The sequence below is a fragment of the Candidatus Thiodiazotropha sp. AKIB8 genome (assembly GCF_058244675.1).
Window position 1 is genome coordinate 350,690 of record NZ_JBSYOO010000029.1, and the last position, 22,318, is coordinate 373,007.

Sequence of the window (22,318 nt, forward strand, 5' to 3'; positions counted from 1 at the left end):
ACGGCTGATGATTAAACAAGGAAAATCATGAAACAACCAATTAACAACCTCAATGTTACTACACTATTGTTCTTAGCATTGTTATTAGTAGGATTTAATATTAATGGAGAAACGGCTCCTCAATTAGTAAATTATCAAGGGAGATTATTTGATGGCAATGGCAAACCACTCCCAGATGGAGCCTACAAAATGTATTTCAGTATTTACGATGCAGAAAGTGCAGGTAGCAAACTTTGGGGGCCACAAGTATTTGATAATGTAGTAGTAATCAATGGCTCATTTAATGTAATACTTGGGACTACAGACTCAAATGGTAGCGCACTAACTGAAGGATTTAAAAAAGAGAATACATATTTGGGCATAAAGGTTGGAAGTGAGCCAGAAATGACTCCACGTCAGCAAATCCTTAGTGCTCCATATGCACTAAATGCAATAAATGCAGAAGTTTTAGGAAGAGGGGCAGTCAAAATAAACTCGAACACTATAACTGCAGATAGAGAAGTAATAGCGCCAGGATTTTCAGGGGATGGATCAAACATAATTAATCTTAATGCCACGAAACTAACTACAGGTAAAATATCTATTCCCCAATTAGCTTTGAGAGATAAACTTACTATATCCGCAGGGGCTTCTTCTCATGATCAAGTAATACCATTGCCAAGTTATGCAGACGGAACAGTAGCATCTCAATCTGAGTGTGTATGGACTGTGTCGCCAAAAGAATTTAAGACAGCAACTACAGGTTGGCCAAATCCACATAAATTTTTTGCGGACCAATATAGAAGAATTACTGCGCTTGCAAATAATCCGGATGGAGCACAAGTCGGCGCCGATATTAATTATTTAATTATATGTGCCAGGTAAATAAATGTTAAATTATATAATAATTCAATATTTTCTCGCAGCAAAGTATATATTTACACTGAGCCCATGGTAAATACACCACACTGCCATATTTGTCTAATAATTTAAATGAGCGTCCTGTGACTGCTTCCCATTGGCGCTTGATTATTCCTGCTGCGCAAGTGAATAATATACATCTTGAAAATATAGAAGATATTTTCATTTACATTCATTCTAAAGCTTATCAATGGCAGGGAAATCTTACTCAAACTTGCTTCCAATTAATTGGTGCTTATATGAAAACATTTACTCATGTTTTTTGCTGTGGAGTATTATTAGGCCTTCTTTCAGGCTATGCATTTGCTAATCCTCCATCTCTTATCAATTATCAGGGTTTTTTACGTGATGCAGGCGGTAATCCTGTTGCTGCCTCTGGTGCAGAGACGCATCAGATAGAAGTTAATATCTATGCCGACAGTGCTGGCACTCAACTTGTATGGGGTCCCCAAGTATTTTTGAATGTTCCGGTAGTAAACGGTCGTTTTGGAATAATACTGGGCCACGAAGACAGTAATGCTGCGTCCATTGTCAATGCCCTTCAATCCTCAGAGCGTTATATTGGAATTAAGGTAGATACTGAACCGGAAATTGAGCCTAGACAGAGAATATTAAGTGCTCCTTATGCAATTTCAGCCGGCAATGGTGTGGCTATAGGTACGGTGATTTCATCTTTATTGACTCCTGAGCAATATGCTTTAAACGTGGGTGATGCATCAACATGTGCATCTATTTCAAATAATTCCAATTGTAGATGGGCTTATGCAGATGGTCGTTCAGTACAGGGCTCTACTTATGCAACTATAGTTTCTCAAAATGTCCCAGATATGAGAGATAGATTTCTAAGAGGCAAGGGTATTCTATCTACATCTCTCGGTGGGCTTCAGGATGATGCTACTAGTTTACCAAACACTGCGTTTGTCTCTTCTCACGATGGGCAACATTCCCATCGATATCATCATTTTGGTACCCAAAACAAACACTGGGGTAGAGATGCATTAGTAACTGATGGGACATCACCAGACGGGAGTGGCCCTGTTAATCACACAGAGTCTGCAGTCAACCATGATCATACAATTGTCAGTGGTGGCGATACTGAAACAAGACCGATTAATGTTACGGTAAATTATTTTATAAGAATAAACTAGGGCAACTTGTAGGGCCTAATAATAAAAATAATTAAGCAGAATTAGATTGTTGCCCAAGAAACTTCAAAATCAAAAAGTTAAGGTTAACCATTTTATATAATGGCTTTTATAAATCAAATATGCTTCGTCAGAATATAATATGAATCAACCTGACAGAGATGTTCATTATTTTATTGGAAAAGGATTCGTAATGATAATTAATAAAATCACAATATATTTATTTTTATAATTATGTTTACTGTCCGTGCATGTGTGTTCATCTTCTCCAATACTAATCAACTATCATGGTTTTTTACGTGATGCAGACGGCAATCCTCTTGCTGCCAATGGTGTGGAGAAACAAAAGATTGAGGCTAATATTTATACTGACAGTTCAGGCACTCAACTTGTATGGAGTCCGCAAGTATTTACGAATGATCCTGTCGTAAATGGTCGTTTTTAGAGTAATTCTGGGCCCTGAAGATACTAATAGTGCATCTGTTGCCAATGCATTCCAGTCTTCGGAGCGATATATAGAAATCAAGGTGGGCTCTGATCCAGAAATTGAACCTAGACAGCGAATCTTAAGCTCACCTTTTGCAATTAATGCAAGAAATGCTGCTCCAGTTGGGACTATTATATCCAGTATTTTAATCCTGATCAGCATGACCGAGCCACAGGAGATGATGGGTTTTCTGATTATAAAAATAAATAATGGATACTTGCTGATAATATAAAGCACATACTACAAAGGGAAAAAGATACAAATGACATGAAGGGTAGGGGTAATTAATGGAACAGGGCTTACCCGAAAGGGCCGCCACGATCACAAAAGTGAGTGATCGCAGCGATGAAATGGTTAAAGGGCTTTCTAGAACTGGTGCAGGACTCCAATTAGTGATCAATAAATACTGAGGCAGAAATCCAAGAGAACGGCAGTCATGAATGTGTGGCATAAATTAAAAAGCGTTTTAAAAGCGGAAAAGCCGAATAGGGGATTGCTACACGCTCAAGCTGCTACAGACCTCCTTAGGCGCTATCAACCACAGCTGAGCCGAATTCGGCAATTAACCAGTATCCCGGATGGCCACTACAACAAACTGTACAATGACCTGATACAAAGACTGGCAGAACTCGTGCAATTAGTACCTGCCTCAGAAGCCCATCATCACGCACACGCAGGCGGTTTGCTCCAACACTCCCTAGAAACGGCTGAAGCGGCTTTGCGGATACGACAAAGCTATCTGTTACCTCAAGGAGGAATCCCAGAGCAACAATCGATGAAGGCAGATCTTTATACTTATGCTGTGTTTACCGCTGCACTGCTGCACGATATCGGAAAACCTTTGGCCGACCAACTGATACACATTCACCATTCCGATGGTCGTGTGGATGAATGGGCACCTCTGGGAGGTCCAATGCCAATTGGGTCAAGGTACAGTATTACTTTTCGACGTGACCGGAAATATCAGATTCACGAGAAATTACAACTCTTACTGGTTCAATGGACAATCCCGATCGAGGGACAAGTCTGGCTCAATTCAGACCTGTCATTATTGGAGCAGTGGATTGATGCGTTATCCGGATCCAACATCGATGACGCCAATGCCATCAGCGAGATCATCAAGAAAGCCGATCAGTATTCTGTTGCAAATAACTTAGCAGGAGGACATGCTGTTTCAATAGCCCAGCAACCGGCGGTACCCCTGCATCAACGAATTGCCGTTGAACTGCGACGGTTAATTGATGAGGAGTGGAAACGCAATGAACCAGGTGGCGTTGCATTTCACAAGCAGTCATCCGATACCATCTGGCTGGTTAGCAAGCGTAGTTTGGATGAGCTCAGATCCAGTTTGATTGGGCAGGGTCAAACGGGAATTCCACCGAATCCTCGAATCATGGATGAGTTGATTCAGTACGACTACCTAAATGCATCCAGTGATGGCAAGGCCTCAAGGAAAATCACCATTAAAATTGGTGATTGGGAACAATCACTGACGTGTATTGGTGTACGTGCTTCCAAGTTGTGGGGAGCTGGAACAGGACCATCAACAGACATCAATGTCCACATCGTGTTGGAAGACGGCAAGCGTGAAGAATCATCATCAACCTCACAGACTGTCGATAACACACCGCCCATCTCTCAAAATCTGGAGCAGGTATCCTCAGCTTCTGTCGTCGACAAACAAACGGTTATTACTGCAGTAACTGCAACGGATGTGTCAGAATCCTATCAGGATATAGATGATGATGTGCCTCCGGATCCCAGGGCTCAAGATTCTCAACCGACACCGGCAGCACTCGACAAAGAAACTGTGTCAGAATCGGTGCCGGTTGAGAATCTCGCCAAGTCTTTTTGTACCTGGCTGACGAAAGGTGTCAAGACAGGAAAGCTCGAGATCAACAATGCTAAGGCGATGGTCCATACAGTGTCAGAAGGTCTCTTGATCGTCAGTCCCAGAATCTTCCGAGTATTTGCGCAATCTGTCGGTGCGGATTACAAAAAGGTTCAAAGTAAATTTCAACGATTGAAGATCAACAAAAAAACGGAGCAGGGACAGAACATCTGGACCTATGACATCAAGGGCGATCGAAAAAGTTCGACGGTCAAGGGGATGATCATCATGAATCCAGAAAAGGATTTGGGCTTGGCTTCACTGCCAAATCCAAATTCGCATTTGATCATTGCTCAGAAGAAATTTCTTGACAATTAGGTGGAGAAATACCAATAATTTTTCCATGACCGATTAAAAAAGCCGCTGTACCATAACAGAAACGTTACAGTGAACAGCGGCTTTAGGTGTTAGCTCGGTGGACAAGATCGAGCCAACGTGTCTCCGACTTTACTTTGGAGAAAGCGGTTTAACAGGATTAAAGGAAGCTAACCACTTTCTACTGCACAGGAAGGGTTTAAACACTTTCTGCAGAGGAAGGCTAAATGCTCACCACAAAGGAAGGCTAAACGCTAACTGCACTGGAAGCATACTACATCAAGACGATATTTGCACAAATCAAAAGACAGTAGATTATGTGCATAATGTATATTATGTTAAATCGTATAATTATTTAGATCTGGAGAAATCAACTTGGTGGACGTCCAAGTATCTTTGTAAATAAAGATGTAAATCATACCCCTCTTTCATAGTATTTGTGTAAATCAGACGACAAGTGTTGCAACACGCCTTACCCTGGTCCTCGTAAGCTATGCAGCTGCGGTATCGGAATCATGCCAATTAGCAGGGTCAGGTGCTGGATGAATACAACTATGGGTGCAATCAATAATGCCGCTATTACCGCAAGTAACTCCATTGTGATCTCCATCATCCTCGCCAGAACCCTCCCCTATATGGCGGCTTTGGGTAATAACTTGAATTGTTGAAAGTATTTTTAGTTCTGGCAAACGCGTCAGGGTTTCAGCTTCTTGCTGACGAAGGGGGAAGTCATGGCGCGCACCAAGGCACTGTAATTGAGCTGAAAAGTTACTTCTGTGCCGACGGACAGATCGCCTCGTACGGACTCTAAGATGAGATGGTCACTGCTGGCCCCAAGGATGCGGGTCCCGTCTGACGATTGCAGACCATCTGGATCGATATCCTGTATGCCGACGGCCAGGATGCTTTGCATGATATGGCCACGATCTGCAGCAATAGGCTTCTCACCAAATGCGGTTTGTGCAATTTCACCCGATGGCTGTGAGGGCTTGATCTTCGACTCGATGACTTCGGCGATCAGCGTGATAGCGTCGGTGTGAAGCCCGTTAATGGGTATGCGATTGAGCGGTTCGCAACCGAGCAGGATCGATTCGCCCAGTCGCAGATTGTTGATTCGTCCGGTATCTGTGTGACTGAACACCCACTCAATATTGGCAGAGTTCCCGCCCGATACGATCTCTACCGGTTGGCCGAATTTCAACTCGATAGTCTCTGCAAGGTCTGATAACAACGACATGTTGCTGGCGTCGGGCGAGACACCACTACGACACGCGAGATTAGTGCCGATACCTTTGAAAGCGATGTTTGGCAAGCTTAGTGTCTCGGCTACGCAATCGATCAGGTCAGCGGGCAGGATGCCTTCTCGGAGATCACCCAATTCGACCATGAGTAAAACTCCGTGGGTACGGTCTGCCTTTTGTGCTTCGAGCGAGAGTCTCCTGATGACCTCCATTTCAGTGTTGAGACTTATGTCGGCGTGTTTGACGACCCGTCTCACCTGGCTAAGCATAGGAGAGCGAATCAGCGTCATTGATACGGATGGTAGTGTCTGACGCATCGCTTCTATATTTTCTATGCGGGAGTCGCCAAGGGAACTGATACCCGCTTTTAACAGCACTGCCGCAATCTCAGGTGAGCCTAGTGTCGCCTTGGTGACACCGGTAACAGAGATACCGAGACCGGCCAGTCGTTTAACCAGTGTGTGGGCGTTGTGGTAGATCTTGGCAAGGTCGATCTCCAACCGTGGTGCGGGCTTCATGCGGCGGAGGGGAGCTTCTCCTTGAGTTCAGGGAATGCCGAAACAACCATCTCCACCAGTCGATCAGGTGACCGGATCAGTGCATCTGTGGCAGGGATGCCAAGTTCATCCTCATACTGTGAGATCGCCTCGTTGACCTCGCTGTCACTCATGTTCTCGTGATTGATCGTCAACCCGATGACCTTGGTATCGGCGAAGACCTGAAGGAGATTGATTTCAGTGGCCGGTGTCGGCATTTCCATGTCTTCAAAATCACAGCGTTTTTTTCGACCTGGTGCGTGCTGTAAAATAATCCCGCTAGGGCAGCTGCCACGAAGTATGAAGGATGTAGATGAGAAAGCCGGATGGCTTAGCGCCCCCTGCCCTTCGATGATAATGACATCTGGTTCGTCAAATTCGAACGCTTCAACGATGGTCGCTTCCAACTCGCCGGCACAGAATTGTGAGGGAATTGCATCAAGTGCAATGCCGAAACGTGCCCCCTGGATCAAACCGGTCTGGCCTGTCCCAATCATCACGGCCTTCACTCCACAGTCATTCAGTGCCTGGGTCAGAATAACGGCCGTTGTTCGCTTGCCTATAGCACAGTCGGTACCAAGCACAGCGATACGCGGACAGGTGACCTTGGCGATAGCACCGCAGAACATGCGCAATTCCTTTTTGTCCCGGGGTTTTCGTATATCCAGGATCTCTACCTGATTCGCTTCACAAGCCGCTTTGAATACCGGGTCATCGTTGAGAAATTCATGCAAGCCATTGACGATGTTCATACCATGACTCATCGCCTCGAGAATCAGGCTGCGCTCGTGAATCGATAGCATGCCGCTGGAGGGAGCCATTCCGAAGATGAAGTAATCTGGCACTGTACCTGCCTGTGTCAGTGCGCTGGCCAGGTCACGGCAGATGGGAATGGCGTTGGGCTTGTCGTCAAGCACCATGCCGGCGTCGAGGCCGGTTTTTTCACTATCGATGACCGAAAGTATCTTATACCGTTCCGATCGCCGAACGAGCCCGTTGGCCGTTTTGCCGTCGATAGCACCAAAATTGGCTTCGCAGTAGACGATGGCAGTTGAGCCCAGCTGCATGACGTCACTGATTCGAGGTAGACTGGACTTTACCGTGTCGTTACGGGCGGTAGGGACAGAATAGGAAATAGGCGCGCTTGATCGCGCGTACAACGGGACGGTGAACATTGTAACACCTCAGGTGAGGCTCAGAGGAGGCGACAGGATAGTGCGACCGGAATTGGCCGTATGTCAACGAGTAGTCCCGACTAAGGTTGGGTTGCTGTGGAAATTACCCACTAGGCTTGATAGCTGCGCAGATTATAGCACAATACTTTCTGCCTCGGAGGAGGACGATAAAAAATGCCAGGAAATCAAAACTGACGAAAAAAGCTCCGCGTATCAAGTAACTGCAGTGGTACTACACGCACCAACATTAGGGGTCGGAGTCGAGAGCTACCATATCGTGAATTACCTCGAAAAATCCCAAATGCATATTTCTCGCAAGCCACTCCGTTCTAGATTTGACTCCGACCCCGGAGGTACAGGTGGCTGTTTATTTCAAGGCTGCAATCAGGCCCTGATTGATCCAGCCCTTCAACAGGCCTGCAGCCCTCATTGGTACAACTTCTATATCTATCCGGGTTGCCAGTAACTCACATGCATCGTTGAACGTTCCGCCACTACGAAGGGTATCGAGTAGCAACTGTTCATCTGCTTCAAGTGAACGAAATCGTGTCACCAGATCCTGACGCCAGATCAACCAACCACAGGGATTTGTCTCTTGCATTGCATCAATCTTAACCGGGGGATCCGCAGTGAGTGCTTTCCACATTTCAGGAACATTCCATTTCAGATCTAGCCGACCGACGCATGGGGCGAATTGAAACTGCAACATTGGCCAATCTTCAGCTGGGACTGAGGCCATCTCCTGCTCTTCAAAGCAGTCACAATCAGCGGCATCGAATGCTTCTCCCAGCTTCCACTCAAAGTCTGCCAGTTCTGACAACCACGACATATTATGGTAGGCGGGATCAGTATCTACCTTCTCACACAGATAGTGACTGAATCGACGACCAAAATCGCGAAGTGTGAATGAATGTGAGGGGTTTTGTTGGATATAACCATCCGCAAGAAGGTCGAATTGATCACTGCTGATGGCCATATTGACCGCAGGATAATCATTCATCAATACCTCCTTTAAACGTGAGGTATAGGCATTCGCATAAACTGACAATTGATAGGTCGGTGTTGCACGCCCTGCCCTGCTTACCCATGCATTCTGTTCATCGTTTTTCGGATCCAGAATAAATCCCTGGAAGCGAGCTTGTAATTCCTCAAGGTTTGACATATTTATCACTCAAGCGACCTGTTCAGTAATAGCGGTCTCACCGATCTCCCGCACATGTTCCAGTTCATGCAATAATTCCGCTAACGGCGGTATATTGTCATCTCTTTCAATCATGGTGCTGACGCGACCAAAGCGTTGTATTGCATCAGCATACAATTCAAATACCGGATCTGCGATAGGATGATCGTGGGTGTCTATAATCAGATTCTCCTCCTGGGTATGGCCTGCCAGGTGAATCTGACAGATGCGATCAGCGGGCATTGCTTTTAAATAGGTGCGAGGATCAAAGTTATGATTGAATGCGCTAACATAGATATTATTGATATCCAGCAGCAGCAGACAATCAGCACGCTCTGCAACTTCTGCTAAAAAATCCCACTCACTCAGTTGGGATTCGCTGTAGCTGATATAACTCGATACATTTTCCAACAGCATTTGTCGGCCCAGATACTCCTGTACTCTGGTGATACGTTCTACAACATGATCGATTGCCTCTTCTGTATAAGGTAATGGCAAAAGGTCATGCATATTTAATTTGTTGATGCCTGTCCAGCATAGATGATCGGAGAACCACATCGGTTCCACCCACCCCATCAACGCCTTTAATTTTTTAAGGTAGTTGTAATCAAGTGGTTCTATGCTGCCAATCGATAAAGACACCCCGTGCATTACTATTGGGTAGAGTTCGCGAATTCGGTTTAAATAATGGAGTGGTTTACCCCCCTCCACCATATAGTTCTCGGAAATAACCTCAAACCAGTCCACATCCGGCCTTGAATCAAGCACATCATCGTAATGCTGTCTACGCAGACCCAATCCATAACCGAGAAAAGGCCTTTGATTACCATCAGCTTCGATCACAGCACATCTCCAGATAAAAGTTATATTTGTTATTTATGAACTGGTATCACCATCTTTGTGATGGCGTACCAATCCATCACTGCTTGACTTATCCTTTCGGCTTATCGACAGAGCCGCCTATCTCTTCACAGGCATGCTTAGACATATTCACAAAGCCCTGTCCTTTACAAGCTGCGTGGCCTTTACAAGCATTATTCGCGGTTTTGCAATCATTGTGTCCTTTACATTTGTTGACACCAAAACAGTGCACATTCGCATCACTACCCGCTTGAACCGATTTCATAGGGGCCACGGCAAACAGGGTTGCAGCAGTTGAGGCCAATGCAAGTGATGCTAGTTTTCTTCGTGTAATCATGGAAATCTCCTTTAGCTTTGATAAAGCTGTTTTAAAATCATTTGCCCGATGGTTTTTACCAAGGTGGCGACCCAATTATTGAAAGCAAATATCACGTAAGTGTCACAGCCAGTTCACAATACTATTAGGGCCTGTTAAAACTAATCGAATCGGCCCTGCTGAGAATTTTTTCTTCCAGCAAGGCAGAATAAGCGATAGGCGTTGCACGTCGTTCATTTGGAGTGACCAAACCTCTCTCCTCGCGCCCGTAAGGGCCCCTTTGGTCGCGCCTTGATTGGCGCTTTTTGAGTGGTAATAGGGCCGATACGATTAGTGTTAACAGACCTCAGGTTAGAGGCAGTGAGCTGTCCCCATTATTGGTGCAGGCATTAAATGATTATTAGCCTGCTTTAATCAGCAATTTCTCAAAATACTGATCATTTAGGTGGAGTGGTTTGAGTTCGCCCCGCGACTCTCTTATTTCAAAGATTGTCGTGAGAAGCTATTTACTAATAGTCTAATTAGCTGTCCAGTTCGTAGCCTTAAATTAGCCACAAACAACCAATATTGAGCCGGAATCTAGCCCTAAATTAGCCGGTAATAAACAAATATTTACCTGATTACCCTCCAAAGTCAGCTGCAGTGATAGTTAAGAGAGGTGCCGATAAGGATCTACGGAAGGTTGCTGGCGGTTTTTGTGAATTTCCAGCGCGATTTGGTGGGGCAGGGCCCCACCCTACCTGTCGATATAAAGTGTAGGGTGGGGCCATGCCCCACCAACTGCACTAGCCGCATACTACGGCTATACAGGTTGATACTCTTTTGCTGAGTATGGGGGGTAATCAGGAATATTTATATCTAATCACCTGACCTGACAGCCATTTACCAAGTAACTAGCTCGGATAAACAGCCATTAACCCTGAAAAAAGGGAGGAAAAAATTCGGTGCAGAAACTACCTCGATCGTTGAATTTAACGTTAAATGTCGACAGTTTCCTTTTGTATTGCATTTATCAACAGTAAATATCGTTAAATTTAGGGTGTAATGTCGACAACTTTCCCTTATATTGCGCTGCAGCATCTATACCCTACCCACTTTAGCGTTTGATGAAACTGGAGCCAGCCGTATGACAATACATAAGACAGATGTTCTTTTGATTGGCGGTGGCATTATGAGCAAGACGCTGGCAATGCTGGTGACACAGCTCGATTCCTCACGTCATATCACTGTAGTCGAGCAAGCGGCAACATTGGCCACCGAAAGTACACATGCCTGGAATAATGCAGGCACAGGGCACGCGGGTTATTGCGAACTCAACTACACCCCACAACAAAGCAGTGGTGAAATTTCCATTGAAAGAGCACTGGGAATAAACGCCCGCTTCGAGGAGTCCCTGCAGTTTTGGAGCGGATTGATCCGCAATGGCGCTCTGACGAATCCTTCAGCCTTTATCAATCCTGTGCCTCATATAAGCTGGGTGGAAGGTAAAGAGAACGTCAGTTATTTAAAGAAGCGTCAGCAAGCCCTGGTCACTCATCCTCTATTTGAAGAGATGGAATACGCGGATGATCCAGCCAAGCTGATGGATTGGTTACCACTGATGATGGCTGAGCGTGATATGGGGCAGCCGATGGCCGCTACCCGTGTGGCACACGGAACAGACATCAACTTCGGTGAGTTGACCCGCTCTATGGGTGAGTATCTGGCACATGAGGACTCCGTTGACTATTGGCTCTCAACAGAGGTCTTGGGATTGAAGAAGGTTGGAGATCGTTGGCATGTGACAACAAAACATGCGCTTGCTGGAAAACGAACCATCGAGGCACGTTTCGTATTTGTCGGCGCGGGTGGCTGTGCTTTGTCTCTAATGCAAAAATCGGGGGTGGATGAGGTTCGGGGCTATGGTGGTTTTCCCGTTTCAGGCATCTGGCTTGCCAGTGAGAACATCAAAGCCGCAGCGACTCATAACGCCAAGGTGTACGGTGTAGCACCGGTTGGTGCACCGCCTATGTCGGTACCCCATCTCGATACCCGGGTGATCAATGGGCGCCCCGCCCTACTGTTTGGTCCGTTTGCCGGTTTTACCACGCGCTTTTTGAAATCGAGCAGTCTATTTGACCTGATGAATTCGATTCGCTCCCACAATCTCAAACCGATGATGGAGGTAGCGAGAGAACATTGGGCGTTAACGCGCTATCTGATCAAAGAGGCGATAAGTTCTGGCGATCAGCGCCTCGAACAGCTACGCACCTTTATGCCTTCTGTAAAAGCGGGAGAGTGGCATCTTCGCCCAGCTGGACAGCGGGTGCAGATTATCAAACTGGATAAAAAAGGGCGCGGTAAGTTGCAGTTCGGCACCGAGGTTATCAAGACAGCCGATCGCTCATTGGCTGCTCTGTTGGGGGCATCCCCAGGGGCCTCTGTCAGTGTCTCTGCAATGATGGATGTTATCGAGAGCTGCCTGCCAGATTTGCTTCAGGGAGAAGCAAAACAGCGCCTGGAAGAGTTAATTCCATCCTATGGCCACTCTTTGGATGATGATCTCGACTTGGTTCATGCTGTACGACGTTATACTTTGGAGACTCTGGCTCTGGATGAGAGAAAACCTGCAGAAATCTCCGATCAGGATACGTTTTTGAAAACTGGTAGTTGATTTGGTCTAAGGGCGTAGCTCAATAGACCTGACCCGATGAGACATAGCCCTATCTGTTGCTGCTAGAGCGATTCACTCCTTCGCTGAACAAAAGAGAGATTTAACAACCTTCTTAGAATCCTCGCCTGCTTTTATGATTTATATTCGTTGTCGTGACAACAAAAATATTTTGATTTCAATTCAATAAGCTTTAATTTAAATAGACCTTCTAATTTCTAGAATCTATCAGAATTATCCCTGGATATAACAATGAATTTCGAAATCGAAGACGGCATGCTTGAAAATGAGGATGAAATTGATCAAAGTTTTGAAACTACAGAGGAGATCAATCACACAACATTGAATTCGAGACGCAGAATTGAACGATTTATAGAGCTCAAACAGCTTCGAGATCATTTAGGAGAGCCTTATCTCAACGATATATTTTAATTAAACATTTTATGCACACACAAAGATTTCATTAGATTCTCTCCATTGCAAACTTGAACTATTTACCGTTTGCTTCATCATTCAATATAAATTGAAATTCCATCAACGATAGGTGTTATGCAAGAACAATGACCATCAAACATGTAGTACCAGACATTCAAGAGGCAGGATGTAGATTTGATAAAATTTCTGACGACCTGGCATCTAAAGGATGGAATGTTTCGGATGGTTTTGTTCCAACTATGGTGTCAAGCGAACTTGCAGGTGAAATATACCGACTATGGACGAATGGCAGTTTTCGGCGTGTCGGAATAGGCTGGGCTAACAAAGGCCGATTTAGTTCTCATGCAAGAAGTGATCAGATTATGTGGCCGCATCCTTCACATTGTATAGGTGCACAACGCGTATATCTTGATGCCATGGAAGAACTACGACTCTCTTTAAATAGAAAACTTTGCTTAGGATTAACAGAATTTGAAAGTCATATGGAAGTATATCTACCAGGAACTTCCTGTCGAAAACAATTAGACAGATTGAAAAATAATGGGCGGAACCTGGTTACTAGTATTCTCTACTTGAATCCCAATTGGTCAGAAATCGAAGGTGGGCAGCTTCGAATTTATACAAATACTGACAATAAGCCTAACTTCCAGGATATATTACCCATTGAAGGTCGCTTGGTATCTTTTCTCAGCGCCAAGTACCCACATGAAGTGATTTCATCTATGCGTAATCGGGCATTCATAACCGGATTGTTTAAAATAGACGATCCCATGGTATCAAAGATAAAACCTGACACATACAGGTTTAGGGGAATCCGGAACAAAAGTGTTCCTGATAACACCAGGAAACCGAATACAGGCTCAGTTAGCGACATTAACTCCTGGAGAGAAAGCACAGCCTGATCAACCCTGCAGCGGTGTGGGTCGCTGCTTGATGATTGCTATGAAGGCCCTCAAGCCCAGGTTAGAAATAAACCGGCAGCTTGAACTTTGGCTGTGGTGCGAGGCCACTACCATCTTCGTGACCGAGGGCCATAGGGAGATCTATAACCACGACGGCGCAGAAAAAGAGGGGGTTCACCGCACACTCGGTGCGGCAGCTGCACTGAAGGCATCCAATCTAACTGGCACGGGACTTTATAGCGCAGATGACAATATTCTGGGCGAATTGCTCTACGACAGTATAATGGCTGAATTTCTGGTACAAATCGAAACCAGCAAACAAGGCTGAATTGAATGGATATATCTCTTCTTAAGACATTTTTAGAAGTCTCCCGGATACGTCATTTCGGCAAGGCAGCAGACACTTTATTCATTACCCAGTCGGCGGTCAGCGCCCGTATAAAACTCCTGGAAACCAGCTTGGGCGTGGAGTTGTTCATTCGTCGACGCAATGACATCCAATTGACACCTGCCGGTATGCGTTTGGTCCGATATGCCGAGACAATTGTGACTGGCTGGGAGCGTGCCCGCCATGCGATTGCCCTTCAAGAGCAGGGAGGAGAGTCTATTGCTGTTGGCAGCTCCTTTGATCTATGGACAACACTACTGCGCAGCTGGGCTGCCTCGTTGCGTAAACAATCGCCAAGTTTGGTATTACAGATTGAATTGCAACCTTCGGATATCCTCATCAATCGCCTGGTGAACGGCCTGCTTGATCTGGCAATACTGTTTGAACCACCTCAAATCTCTGATCTGGCCCTACGGCAAATTGCGGATATCTCCCTGGTTCTGGTCTCATCTCGAAAAGGATGTAGCGTTGAGGAAGTTATGAAACGGGACTACTACATGGTGGACTGGGGCAATGTTTTCTCGCTTCAACACGCAGAACACTTCCCCGACATACCACCACCGGCAGCTAGACTGGCTTCTGGCACCTTAGCGCTCAACCTGATGCTTGATACAGGTGGTTCAGCTTATTTAGCACACCAGATGGTATTGGAAGAACTGGAGCATGAAAGTTTGTTTCTGGTTCAAGAGGCGCCTGTCATTGAACGCACCGCATTTGCGATCTACCGACCTGGCGATGAACAAAAGGATCATATGCGATATGCATTAAATGTATTAAAACAGCTGGTATCAGACAACACGCCTTGATTTATCAATTCTCGATTTTCTGATCTATCCAGAAAGTAGTGTTGTACTAAGCGCTGATTTGCAAGATTGTTTCTTCAATGAACATATGGGCATGACCAGTCTCCGATATGGCTGTGAGTTTGGGTAGAGAACGGCATTCTGTCGAACTGAATTATCGATCGTCAAGAACAGCAACTTTTGTTGTACTCCTGTGAATCAGCGAGGTATAAGTTTCTTCCTTTTAAGCGGTCTGCAAATGGCTATTTGGACGAAGAAATCAGATATCTACAAAATGCTAATCACCTCATGCTTAATAACATCAAGTGTATCGGCTATGGTGAACACGGAAGAAGTCGGTGAAGAATACCGTAGTTGGTGTATGCACAGTGCAAAGGTCGAAAAGATTATCCATATTGAGCAGGCTGATTTCATTCAGGGGTGTATAGATACTCTGGTAGACGCAGATAGAGCGCCTGACATACCTAAGAGCAAGCGTAGAAGCCAGCAGAGGGATGATATTGACTAATTTTTGTTAGCTTTATTCATAGCCCTGTATGACATTTTTGCAATGAATAATTAATTTTTATTAGGAGTAATAATCGATGAAATTACATATAGCTGCTGCAGTAGCTGCCCTCCTTTCTGTCAATGCAGTTGCCGAAATTAATGAGGCTCAGATGGCAGAAATCGAATCTGATTGTCAAAAATTTGCTCAAGAAGACGGTGTCGCACCGGAAGAGATGGAGGCCTATCTTGATCAATGCATACAGGATTACGTTGTAAATCAATCAGCAGATAACAACGAATCCGCTGAAGTTGAGACAAAAGAGTAAAACACATTCTTTGCCGAAACAGGCAACAAAGATTTGAAAACTGATAAAAAGCGCGGTTCGGGTGGCCGCGCTGTTTTTATTGCGATTAGCTTTAAAGAAATAGTTTGTTAGATTTTATCGTTAAAGATCAATATGTACTATGGTTCGTACATTGTGTTCAATGTCTAACTACACTTCACTAGATATCCCGCATATCGATAAAAAATTACTCATTATCTTCATCCCATAATCACCTGATACTTCAGGATGTCCTTGGAATCCGTAAATAGACTTCTCTTTGTGTCGCATCACCTCAACCGGGCACGTATCTGAATACGCCAGTACCTCGAAGTTTTGTGGTGGAAAGGGAATATGAAATCGATGTTTTTTCTGAATAAAGAACTCTGATTTATCAATACCATCGAAAATTTCGTCTTCGACCTCCGTGAAAAAGATTCGTTCTTTCCTGGATTGGTAATCATGTAGCCGCCGGATTTTTGCACAATAAGCCGCAGCAATTATCTCATGACCGAGACAAAAGCCAACTGTTGGCACATCCAGATTCATCATAGCCACATAGTTTGTTGTGAGGTTTAGGGGTTCATAGGGGTTTCCCTTTCCTCCGGAGAGGATCAAACCGGAGATTGAGGGTAGGCGTTGAAAATCGATTTGCTCATTATGTTCAACAATCATATGAGGTATATCCCTATCATCAAGATAGTGTCGCTTGAACTGACGAAGATATTGGCTCTGGTTGTCAATAATTAACAGCATGATGGTTCACTCTCATTCATCCTGTGCTAAAAGAAACTGTGCGAGCAACAAGGTTCTCTGGACCAGGCTGATCCTGGAGACAGCCTCCTGGCCGGTGTAGAGGCCTCGTGCTACCGGTCCTATGCCACAGACCACTGGAACCTTTGGAGGTACCAATCCTGCCACTGAGGGCCAAAGACTGGTTTCAGTGTTCAGTGGTATCTCCCACATATTGGCTACCCCGAGCAGACGTTTCAAAAGACCACTATTGATGCGACGAGATGGCATAGGGGGGCGATCGGATAATAATGCCAGTTCCGCCCGTGATAATTTCAGCTGTTCGCTGACATGCTGCTCGAGCAGGTCGCCGGTTCGTACATTGGGATAGGAGGCCTGAAGAGTAGCAGTGATCCGATGTGGCAGTAAACGTGGGTATGCCTCAGACCTCAAGTCAACTGTAGAAACTGCCAACTTCTCTTTATGGTTGGAGAGTCGAGAGATCTCTTCCAGCGCACTGAGCGCCTGCAACATCACTTCCGGATGCTTCTCGCTCTGTCCCAGTTTTCTAGGCTTACCTTGGAAAAATGCACGATACCGGCGCTGACCACGACGCCTAACTACTACGCTATCATCCAAATTACCTGGGCGGAGTACAAGAACCTCTTTTGCCTCAGCAGCTGCCTGAGTAATAAACTCTGTACTCTCATCACAATCTCGACCCTCATCGGCATAAAGCATGATGCCCAGCGGAGTCGATTTAAGCTTACGAGCATGATGCAAGGCTCGCAAGGTATACTCCAATTGTACCAGTGGCCCACGTGAGGCACCGATGCCCTCTCCATAGAGCCACTCTGGATCTCGATGAAAATGTTCACCACCCATCGCCGAGTTAAAGGGAACATCAATGTGGCACAGTAACAAGGTACCATTCCTGATGCCTTGAGCAGACTCCCAGGTCCAGACATGGGGTGCATCGGTCAGATGTACGACAGGTGAAAGCTCCAGCGAGGTCATTACCTTAGCTGCCTCACTAGCCGCCTGACGAATACCCACCGGGTCGCTGCTATGACTGCTCAGCCCTACCCATTGCTCAACACGCTTTTCAAGCTTGTCTCGTTGCTCTGTTAAATAGGCGAATACCTTCTCCTGTGGACTCTTGCGGCTTTTTCTCAACTCTGGGGGGTTTGGCGTACCAAAATATCGGGATGAAGCCACTTCGACCAAGCGGTTGGTCAAGGCGGAAAAATCTAAACCCATCGTATCAGCGGCTGCCACATAAGAACCGTGTTCGCCCATACTGGGCAAGCTATTCACCTCCAGGACATAGAGATTTCCTCCATCATCCATGCGCATATCGACTCTGGCACAATCATAACAACCGAGGACATTAAAGGCTTTGAGTGCTATAGACTGTGCCTGTTCAATGATTTTTACGTCCAACGGAGCGGGACAAACGATACCTATATCACGACCAGATATACGCCTCTTATCATCCTCGGTGTAGATATTGGGTCCACCCTCTCCAAATATGAGTTCTGCTGGTTGAAAGACCTCAAGAGTAGAACCGTTGCCTAGCAGCCCGATATTAACCTCGCGTCCTTCGATATACTGTTCAGCGAGCACTGGCTGTTCGTACTCCTTAAAAATAGTCCCTGCGGCTTCGCGTAACTCCTCTTCATTATTGACAATCCGAATTCCGAATGAGACAGCTTCATTCTTAGGTTTGACAATAAGAGGGAATACCAAATCTGGCATCTCAAAACTGGGGGTATCCAGTACCACAAAGGCTGGTGTTGGAACACCGTTTTGCACAAACAGCATCTTGGCTACCACTTTATCCAATGCTAGGGAGTGGGCAAGTGGTCCAGAGCCTACATAGGGTACGCCGACCATCTCAAGTATACCCGGAACATGGGTGTAACGTGCCTGGCCCTGTATACCGTAGGAGAGATTAAAGGCCATGCCAGGGCGCTCACCAACCAGTGTGCGTGGCATAAACTCCTCTAGTCGGTCGATCAGATCTTTGTCGCCCTCAAATGCCTGAACCTGATGTCCACCCTTTTTCAGGGCGTTGACGATACGATTAATTGCCGCAAGTCCATACTTTTCACGGTTTGGCTGACCAAACAGGTTAATGACTTTCTGAGACTCACGGTTATAGATAACGGCAACTTTCATTAAATGCTCCACATCAACAATGTTGAAAGCCTACGTAACCGTTAATGGCCGGAGAGCGTAGGTGGCTCATTTTCTGTTACTTTTGGGGTAACGTCTATAGAGGTATATTATCTTAGTAGTTATTCTATATTATCGGCGCATCAGAGTCTGGATCTATATCTGGGCCTTCAGGAGTCAACTCCTCGGTAAAATGTTCAACTCGAACCTCAGCAGCACGTATTCCCTGAAAACGAGCGACATGAAACAGCGCATCACCTTCATTAGTTAAAGGAAGATTGGTTCGACCTATAACGATACCATCAAATGGAGATTTGACTTCAAATTCATGGTCACCGAATGGTGAGGCTATAACACCAAGAAGTTGTTCTTTGTTTACTCGACTACCTAAGGGTACATGAACACGCAATATGCCACTTTCCGGGGCACGGATCCAGGTAGTATTTCTTGCGATCATCGGTTCGATAGGTCGTTTTGACTTATGCCGTACTGCAGGTAGCATGCCCAGGAGGCGCATCACATTGATAATGCCTTTCACACCAGCACGTATGGAAACCTCATCAAAACGTAATGCCTCTCCTGCCTCATACAATAACATCGGTATGCCCTGCTCAGCTGCAGCTTCTCTCAAAGAACCATCTCTAAGCTGTGAGTTAATTAACAAGGGCACACCAAATGCGAGAGCCAAACTGCTAGTGGTCTCATCATCCATATTTGCACGAATTTGAGGCAGGTTACTGCGATGTAGTGCACCTGTATGTAAATCAATTCCGTGCGTGGAATTTGCAACGATCTCTTGCATAAACAAGTATGCTAAACGGCTTGCTAGTGAGCCGCGTTCATGACCTGGAAAATTACGGTTTAGATCGCGCCGGTCAGGAAGATATCGTGAATGCTGAATAACTCCGTATATATTGACTATCGGAATGGTAATCAGAGTGCCACGTAATCGGGAAAGAATTTTTTCATTCAACAAGCGGCGAATTATCTCTACACCGTTAAGCTCATCTCCATGTATGGCGGCACTTATAAAAAGTCGTGGACCATCTTTTTTTCCACGCCATACCTGGACAGGCATAGTCAGTGGTGTATGTGTGTGAAGCTGAGCTATAGGTAATTCCAAAGTAACTCGACTTCCCAAGTCTATCTTCATACCACCGATTTTTAACATCGTATTCTCAACCTTTGCCTTTGGTGCGCGTCCTGTGAGGCTTTGCACTGGTTTCAAGAAACTCTATTATTAATCCAGCCACATCCTTGCCTGTTGCCGTTTCTATTCCCTCGAGGCCTGGAGATGAATTAACCTCCATTACCAATGGACCTCTTTCAGAGCGCAAGATATCTACACCAGCAATGTTGAGACCCATAACCTTCGCTGCTTTTACGGCAGTAGCTCTCTCCTTAGGTGTGATTTTCACTATTTCTGCTGAGCCTCCTCGATGTAAATTTGAGCGGAATTCACCTTCTGGTGCTTGTCGCTTCATTGCTGCCACAACCTTACCATTGACAACAAAACAGCGGAGATCAGCACCACCAGATTCTTTGATAAACTCTTGGATGAGTATATTGGCTTTTAATCCCATAAATGCTTCAATAACACTCTCAGCTGCCTTCTTGGTTTCCGCAAGTACAACGCCAATACCCTGCGTTCCTTCAAGTAGCTTAATTACCAGAGGGGCACCACCCACCATCCTAATCAGATCTTGTACATCACCTGGTGAATGTGCATAACCTGTGATTGGCATTCCCACACCATCTCGGGAAAGAAGTTGAAGAGATCGTAACTTGTCACGGGCCCGGCTTATGGCCACAGATTCGTTTGCTGGAAAAGTTCCCATCATTTCAAACTGACGTAGTACAGCAGTACCGTAGAAAGTTATTGAAGCACCGATTCTAGGAATAACGGCATCATAATCGACTAATGCTTCACCCCCGTAATGTACTTCCGGTTTCTGAGAGGTCGTATTCATGTAGCAGCGTAGAGTATCGATTACCCTTACTTCATGACCACGCTTTTTACCTGCTTCAACTAAACGCTTGGTTGAGTAGAGCTTAGAATTTCGTGAGAGAATAGCGATTTTCATTCTTTATCTCCATTTGAACTAGTTCTTCAGAACTTGACTATTTCTGTTACAAGAAATTAAACCAAATCTGAAGTAAATGGTGCGTGGTTATGATAATTCGGTATGTTAATTCAATCATATGGTGGGGCAAGGCCCCACCCTACCTGTAATTTGGAATGTTGTGTGGCGCTATGCATCAGCAAAACTGCTATCTCCTGGTTAGTAACTACCTTTCTGATTTAAGGCAATACAGATAGATCATTATCATTTGATCATGATTTATAGCCATCGCATACGCTTAAATAACCATAGTGAGACTCCAGCAATCACCCCCATCACAATCAATAAGATGTAGTAGCCATAGGAGGACTTCAGTTCTGGTATGTTTTCGAAATTCATGCCATATATACCTGCCAATAAACCAAGCGGCACAAATATCACAGTAACAATTGTCAGTACCTTCATTATCTTATTCAAATGATGGCCATTCAGGCTTATGTATCCATCAATCAAGTCGCTGATCATATTTTGGTAGAGATCAGCGAGACTGTGGAATCTTTCAATCAGTGCAGATATATCACTAAATTCATCTTGCCATTGTTGATCTTTTTCCATGTGATGATTCAGTGACGAAAATGCCTTCATATGATAGTTTGTAATCCGCCTCATTTTTCTTAACGATGTATTGTACTTAACCAGCTCTTCAATCAATTCATCTGACAGAGTGTCAAACAATATTTCTTCTATTTCATCTAAACGGGTTTCGAGATCGAGTATAATCTTTCCGTATCGATCTGCAACACGCCTAGATATTGCGGCCAGCATGGATATGGGGTTAATTTCCTTATAACCCCCGTCTTTCAATTGGTCACGTAATAACGAAAGAAAACGAGAATCTTTGCTATGGCGTGTAACAAGCAAATTGGAGGCAACAAATACTGCCAGTTGTAGTGTATCAAAATCGAGATCTTCAGAATCAGATGTGAGCGGCTTCAGTAGAAGATATATATAATCGTCAAATGCCTCAAACCCCGGCGGATGTCGAGGGCGTTGCGCCTCCAGTACTAGATGCCTTTCAAAACCTAATTCATCGCACAAGAGGGCTTGTTCGGCTCCTGCTAGTTCATCTTGCAGGTCGATCCATAGCCAGGCGTTCTGATCTTTGCGCCAAGCTTCAACCAGCTCATCCCCTCCCTCTTGAATACTATGATCGTTAACGAGAGTTGAGTGTATCATTGCTTACCTTCACTAAAGTCTTTTTTATCTACAATCGCTTGCGCCAATGAGTGAATGTCTATATTCCCCATG

Annotated in this window: 22 protein-coding genes; 12 read left to right on the plus strand and 10 right to left on the minus strand. The window is 45.2% G+C overall.

Annotated features, from left to right (window positions below):
* Nucleotides 1-27 precede the first annotated feature (27 nt).
* The 5 genes from AC4IFB_RS08015 to AC4IFB_RS08035 all read left to right on the plus strand — a co-directional run bounded on the left by AC4IFB_RS08015 (nt 28) and on the right by AC4IFB_RS08035 (nt 5,406).
* Nucleotides 28-864 carry a DUF8740 domain-containing protein gene (locus AC4IFB_RS08015; RefSeq protein ID WP_490779880.1) on the plus strand — a complete coding sequence of 279 codons (837 nt, stop codon included), beginning with the start codon at nt 28-30 and terminating at the stop codon, nt 862-864.
* 92 nt (nt 865-956) lie between these two features.
* Nucleotides 957-2,048 (plus strand): DUF8740 domain-containing protein, encoded by a 1,092-nt coding sequence (locus AC4IFB_RS08020; protein ID WP_490779881.1) that lies wholly within the window; start codon nt 957-959, stop codon nt 2,046-2,048.
* A 250-nt stretch (nt 2,049-2,298) separates the two neighbouring features.
* Nucleotides 2,299-2,490: a DUF8740 domain-containing protein gene (locus AC4IFB_RS08025; protein WP_490779951.1), complete on the plus strand. Its 192-nt coding sequence runs from the start codon at nt 2,299-2,301 to the stop codon at nt 2,488-2,490.
* A 478-nt stretch (nt 2,491-2,968) separates the two neighbouring features.
* Entirely contained in the window at nt 2,969-4,741 is a 1,773-nt protein-coding gene (gene mobH / locus AC4IFB_RS08030) for a MobH family relaxase (protein ID WP_490779882.1), read from the plus strand.
* Nucleotides 4,742-5,280: 539 nt separating this feature from the next.
* Nucleotides 5,281-5,406, plus strand: coding sequence for a hypothetical protein (locus AC4IFB_RS08035; RefSeq protein WP_490779883.1), 126 nt, complete (start codon nt 5,281-5,283; stop codon nt 5,404-5,406).
* A gap of 26 nt (nt 5,407-5,432) precedes the next feature.
* Here the strand turns inward: AC4IFB_RS08035 and AC4IFB_RS08040 are convergent, their stop codons facing one another.
* The 5 genes from AC4IFB_RS08040 to bufA2 all read right to left on the minus strand — a co-directional run bounded on the left by AC4IFB_RS08040 (nt 5,433) and on the right by bufA2 (nt 10,068).
* Nucleotides 5,433-6,497, minus strand: a complete 1,065-nt coding sequence (locus AC4IFB_RS08040) for an alanine/ornithine racemase family PLP-dependent enzyme (RefSeq protein ID WP_490779884.1) — start codon at nt 6,495-6,497, stop codon at nt 5,433-5,435.
* Nucleotides 6,494-7,582: an N-acetyltransferase DgcN family protein gene (locus AC4IFB_RS08045; protein WP_490779885.1), complete on the minus strand. Its 1,089-nt coding sequence runs from the start codon at nt 7,580-7,582 to the stop codon at nt 6,494-6,496. The genes AC4IFB_RS08040 and AC4IFB_RS08045 overlap by 4 nt, the downstream gene beginning before the upstream one ends.
* A 475-nt stretch (nt 7,583-8,057) precedes the next feature.
* A complete protein-coding gene (locus AC4IFB_RS08050) occupies nt 8,058-8,852 on the minus strand; it encodes an HvfC/BufC N-terminal domain-containing protein (protein ID WP_490779886.1) in 795 nt (264 codons plus the stop codon).
* A 9-nt stretch (nt 8,853-8,861) separates the two neighbouring features.
* Nucleotides 8,862-9,713, minus strand: coding sequence for an MNIO family bufferin maturase (gene bufB / locus AC4IFB_RS08055; RefSeq protein WP_490779887.1), 852 nt, complete (start codon nt 9,711-9,713; stop codon nt 8,862-8,864).
* Between the two features lie 88 nt (nt 9,714-9,801).
* A complete protein-coding gene (bufA2, locus tag AC4IFB_RS08060) occupies nt 9,802-10,068 on the minus strand; it encodes a BufA2 family periplasmic bufferin-type metallophore (protein ID WP_490777272.1) in 267 nt (88 codons plus the stop codon).
* 1,105 nt (nt 10,069-11,173) lie between these two features.
* Between bufA2 and mqo the strand changes: the two genes are divergently transcribed.
* The 7 genes from mqo to AC4IFB_RS08095 all read left to right on the plus strand — a co-directional run bounded on the left by mqo (nt 11,174) and on the right by AC4IFB_RS08095 (nt 16,040).
* Complete coding sequence (gene mqo / locus AC4IFB_RS08065; RefSeq protein ID WP_490779888.1) at nt 11,174-12,700, plus strand: malate dehydrogenase (quinone); 1,527 nt, start codon at nt 11,174-11,176, stop codon at nt 12,698-12,700.
* A gap of 249 nt (nt 12,701-12,949) precedes the next feature.
* Nucleotides 12,950-13,129 (plus strand): PA3496 family putative envelope integrity protein, encoded by a 180-nt coding sequence (locus tag AC4IFB_RS08070; RefSeq protein ID WP_490779889.1) that lies wholly within the window; start codon nt 12,950-12,952, stop codon nt 13,127-13,129.
* A 128-nt stretch (nt 13,130-13,257) separates the two neighbouring features.
* The gene (locus AC4IFB_RS08075) at nt 13,258-14,034 is read left to right on the plus strand and encodes a 2OG-Fe(II) oxygenase (protein WP_490779890.1); all 777 of its coding nucleotides are present in this window, start codon (nt 13,258-13,260) and stop codon (nt 14,032-14,034) included.
* A 31-nt stretch (nt 14,035-14,065) separates the two neighbouring features.
* Nucleotides 14,066-14,362 (plus strand): peptidase C39 family protein, encoded by a 297-nt coding sequence (locus AC4IFB_RS08080; protein ID WP_490779891.1) that lies wholly within the window; start codon nt 14,066-14,068, stop codon nt 14,360-14,362.
* A 5-nt stretch (nt 14,363-14,367) separates the two neighbouring features.
* The gene (locus tag AC4IFB_RS08085) at nt 14,368-15,228 is read left to right on the plus strand and encodes a LysR family transcriptional regulator (protein ID WP_490779892.1); all 861 of its coding nucleotides are present in this window, start codon (nt 14,368-14,370) and stop codon (nt 15,226-15,228) included.
* 313 nt (nt 15,229-15,541) lie between these two features.
* Nucleotides 15,542-15,733, plus strand: coding sequence for a hypothetical protein (locus AC4IFB_RS08090; protein ID WP_490779893.1), 192 nt, complete (start codon nt 15,542-15,544; stop codon nt 15,731-15,733).
* A 76-nt stretch (nt 15,734-15,809) separates the two neighbouring features.
* The gene (locus AC4IFB_RS08095; RefSeq protein ID WP_490779894.1) at nt 15,810-16,040 is read left to right on the plus strand and encodes a hypothetical protein; all 231 of its coding nucleotides are present in this window, start codon (nt 15,810-15,812) and stop codon (nt 16,038-16,040) included.
* 168 nt (nt 16,041-16,208) lie between these two features.
* On the opposite strand, the gene AC4IFB_RS08100 is transcribed toward AC4IFB_RS08095, so the two are convergent.
* From AC4IFB_RS08100 to AC4IFB_RS08120, 5 genes are all read right to left on the minus strand, one after another.
* Nucleotides 16,209-16,793, minus strand: a complete 585-nt coding sequence (locus tag AC4IFB_RS08100) for a glutamine amidotransferase-related protein (protein ID WP_490779895.1) — start codon at nt 16,791-16,793, stop codon at nt 16,209-16,211.
* 12 nt (nt 16,794-16,805) lie between these two features.
* Complete coding sequence (locus AC4IFB_RS08105; protein ID WP_490779896.1) at nt 16,806-18,950, minus strand: ATP-grasp domain-containing protein; 2,145 nt, start codon at nt 18,948-18,950, stop codon at nt 16,806-16,808.
* A 124-nt stretch (nt 18,951-19,074) separates the two neighbouring features.
* Entirely contained in the window at nt 19,075-20,118 is a 1,044-nt protein-coding gene (locus AC4IFB_RS08110; RefSeq protein WP_490779897.1) for a succinylglutamate desuccinylase/aspartoacylase family protein, read from the minus strand.
* Nucleotides 20,119-20,125: 7 nt separating this feature from the next.
* Nucleotides 20,126-21,031, minus strand: a complete 906-nt coding sequence (gene rimK, locus AC4IFB_RS08115; RefSeq protein WP_490779898.1) for a 30S ribosomal protein S6--L-glutamate ligase — start codon at nt 21,029-21,031, stop codon at nt 20,126-20,128.
* Between the two features lie 258 nt (nt 21,032-21,289).
* Nucleotides 21,290-22,246 (minus strand): magnesium transporter CorA family protein, encoded by a 957-nt coding sequence (locus AC4IFB_RS08120; protein WP_490779899.1) that lies wholly within the window; start codon nt 22,244-22,246, stop codon nt 21,290-21,292.
* Nucleotides 22,247-22,318 lie beyond the last annotated feature (72 nt).

Bases quoted from the DNA above. Each gene is read 5' to 3' on its own strand.
- AC4IFB_RS08120 (WP_490779899.1), bottom strand. From the start codon at position 22,246: ATGATACACTCAACTCTCGTTAACGATCATAGTATTCAAGAGGGAGGG.
- AC4IFB_RS08015 (WP_490779880.1), top strand. From the start codon at position 28: ATGAAACAACCAATTAACAACCTCAATGTTACTACACTATTGTTCTTA.
- AC4IFB_RS08105 (WP_490779896.1), bottom strand. From the start codon at position 18,950: ATGAAAGTTGCCGTTATCTATAACCGTGAGTCTCAGAAAGTCATTAAC.
- AC4IFB_RS08090 (WP_490779893.1), top strand. From the start codon at position 15,542: ATGGTGAACACGGAAGAAGTCGGTGAAGAATACCGTAGTTGGTGTATG.
- AC4IFB_RS08070 (WP_490779889.1), top strand. From the start codon at position 12,950: ATGAATTTCGAAATCGAAGACGGCATGCTTGAAAATGAGGATGAAATT.
- AC4IFB_RS08095 (WP_490779894.1), top strand. From the start codon at position 15,810: ATGAAATTACATATAGCTGCTGCAGTAGCTGCCCTCCTTTCTGTCAAT.
- mqo (WP_490779888.1), top strand. From the start codon at position 11,174: ATGACAATACATAAGACAGATGTTCTTTTGATTGGCGGTGGCATTATG.
- AC4IFB_RS08050 (WP_490779886.1), bottom strand. From the start codon at position 8,852: ATGTCAAACCTTGAGGAATTACAAGCTCGCTTCCAGGGATTTATTCTG.
- AC4IFB_RS08045 (WP_490779885.1), bottom strand. From the start codon at position 7,582: ATGCAGCTGGGCTCAACTGCCATCGTCTACTGCGAAGCCAATTTTGGT.
- AC4IFB_RS08040 (WP_490779884.1), bottom strand. From the start codon at position 6,497: ATGAAGCCCGCACCACGGTTGGAGATCGACCTTGCCAAGATCTACCAC.
- AC4IFB_RS08080 (WP_490779891.1), top strand. From the start codon at position 14,066: ATGATTGCTATGAAGGCCCTCAAGCCCAGGTTAGAAATAAACCGGCAG.
- AC4IFB_RS08085 (WP_490779892.1), top strand. From the start codon at position 14,368: ATGGATATATCTCTTCTTAAGACATTTTTAGAAGTCTCCCGGATACGT.
- rimK (WP_490779898.1), bottom strand. From the start codon at position 21,031: ATGAAAATCGCTATTCTCTCACGAAATTCTAAGCTCTACTCAACCAAG.
- AC4IFB_RS08075 (WP_490779890.1), top strand. From the start codon at position 13,258: ATGACCATCAAACATGTAGTACCAGACATTCAAGAGGCAGGATGTAGA.
- AC4IFB_RS08100 (WP_490779895.1), bottom strand. From the start codon at position 16,793: ATGCTGTTAATTATTGACAACCAGAGCCAATATCTTCGTCAGTTCAAG.
- bufA2 (WP_490777272.1), bottom strand. From the start codon at position 10,068: ATGATTACACGAAGAAAACTAGCATCACTTGCATTGGCCTCAACTGCT.
- AC4IFB_RS08035 (WP_490779883.1), top strand. From the start codon at position 5,281: ATGAATACAACTATGGGTGCAATCAATAATGCCGCTATTACCGCAAGT.
- AC4IFB_RS08110 (WP_490779897.1), bottom strand. From the start codon at position 20,118: ATGTTAAAAATCGGTGGTATGAAGATAGACTTGGGAAGTCGAGTTACT.
- mobH (WP_490779882.1), top strand. From the start codon at position 2,969: ATGAATGTGTGGCATAAATTAAAAAGCGTTTTAAAAGCGGAAAAGCCG.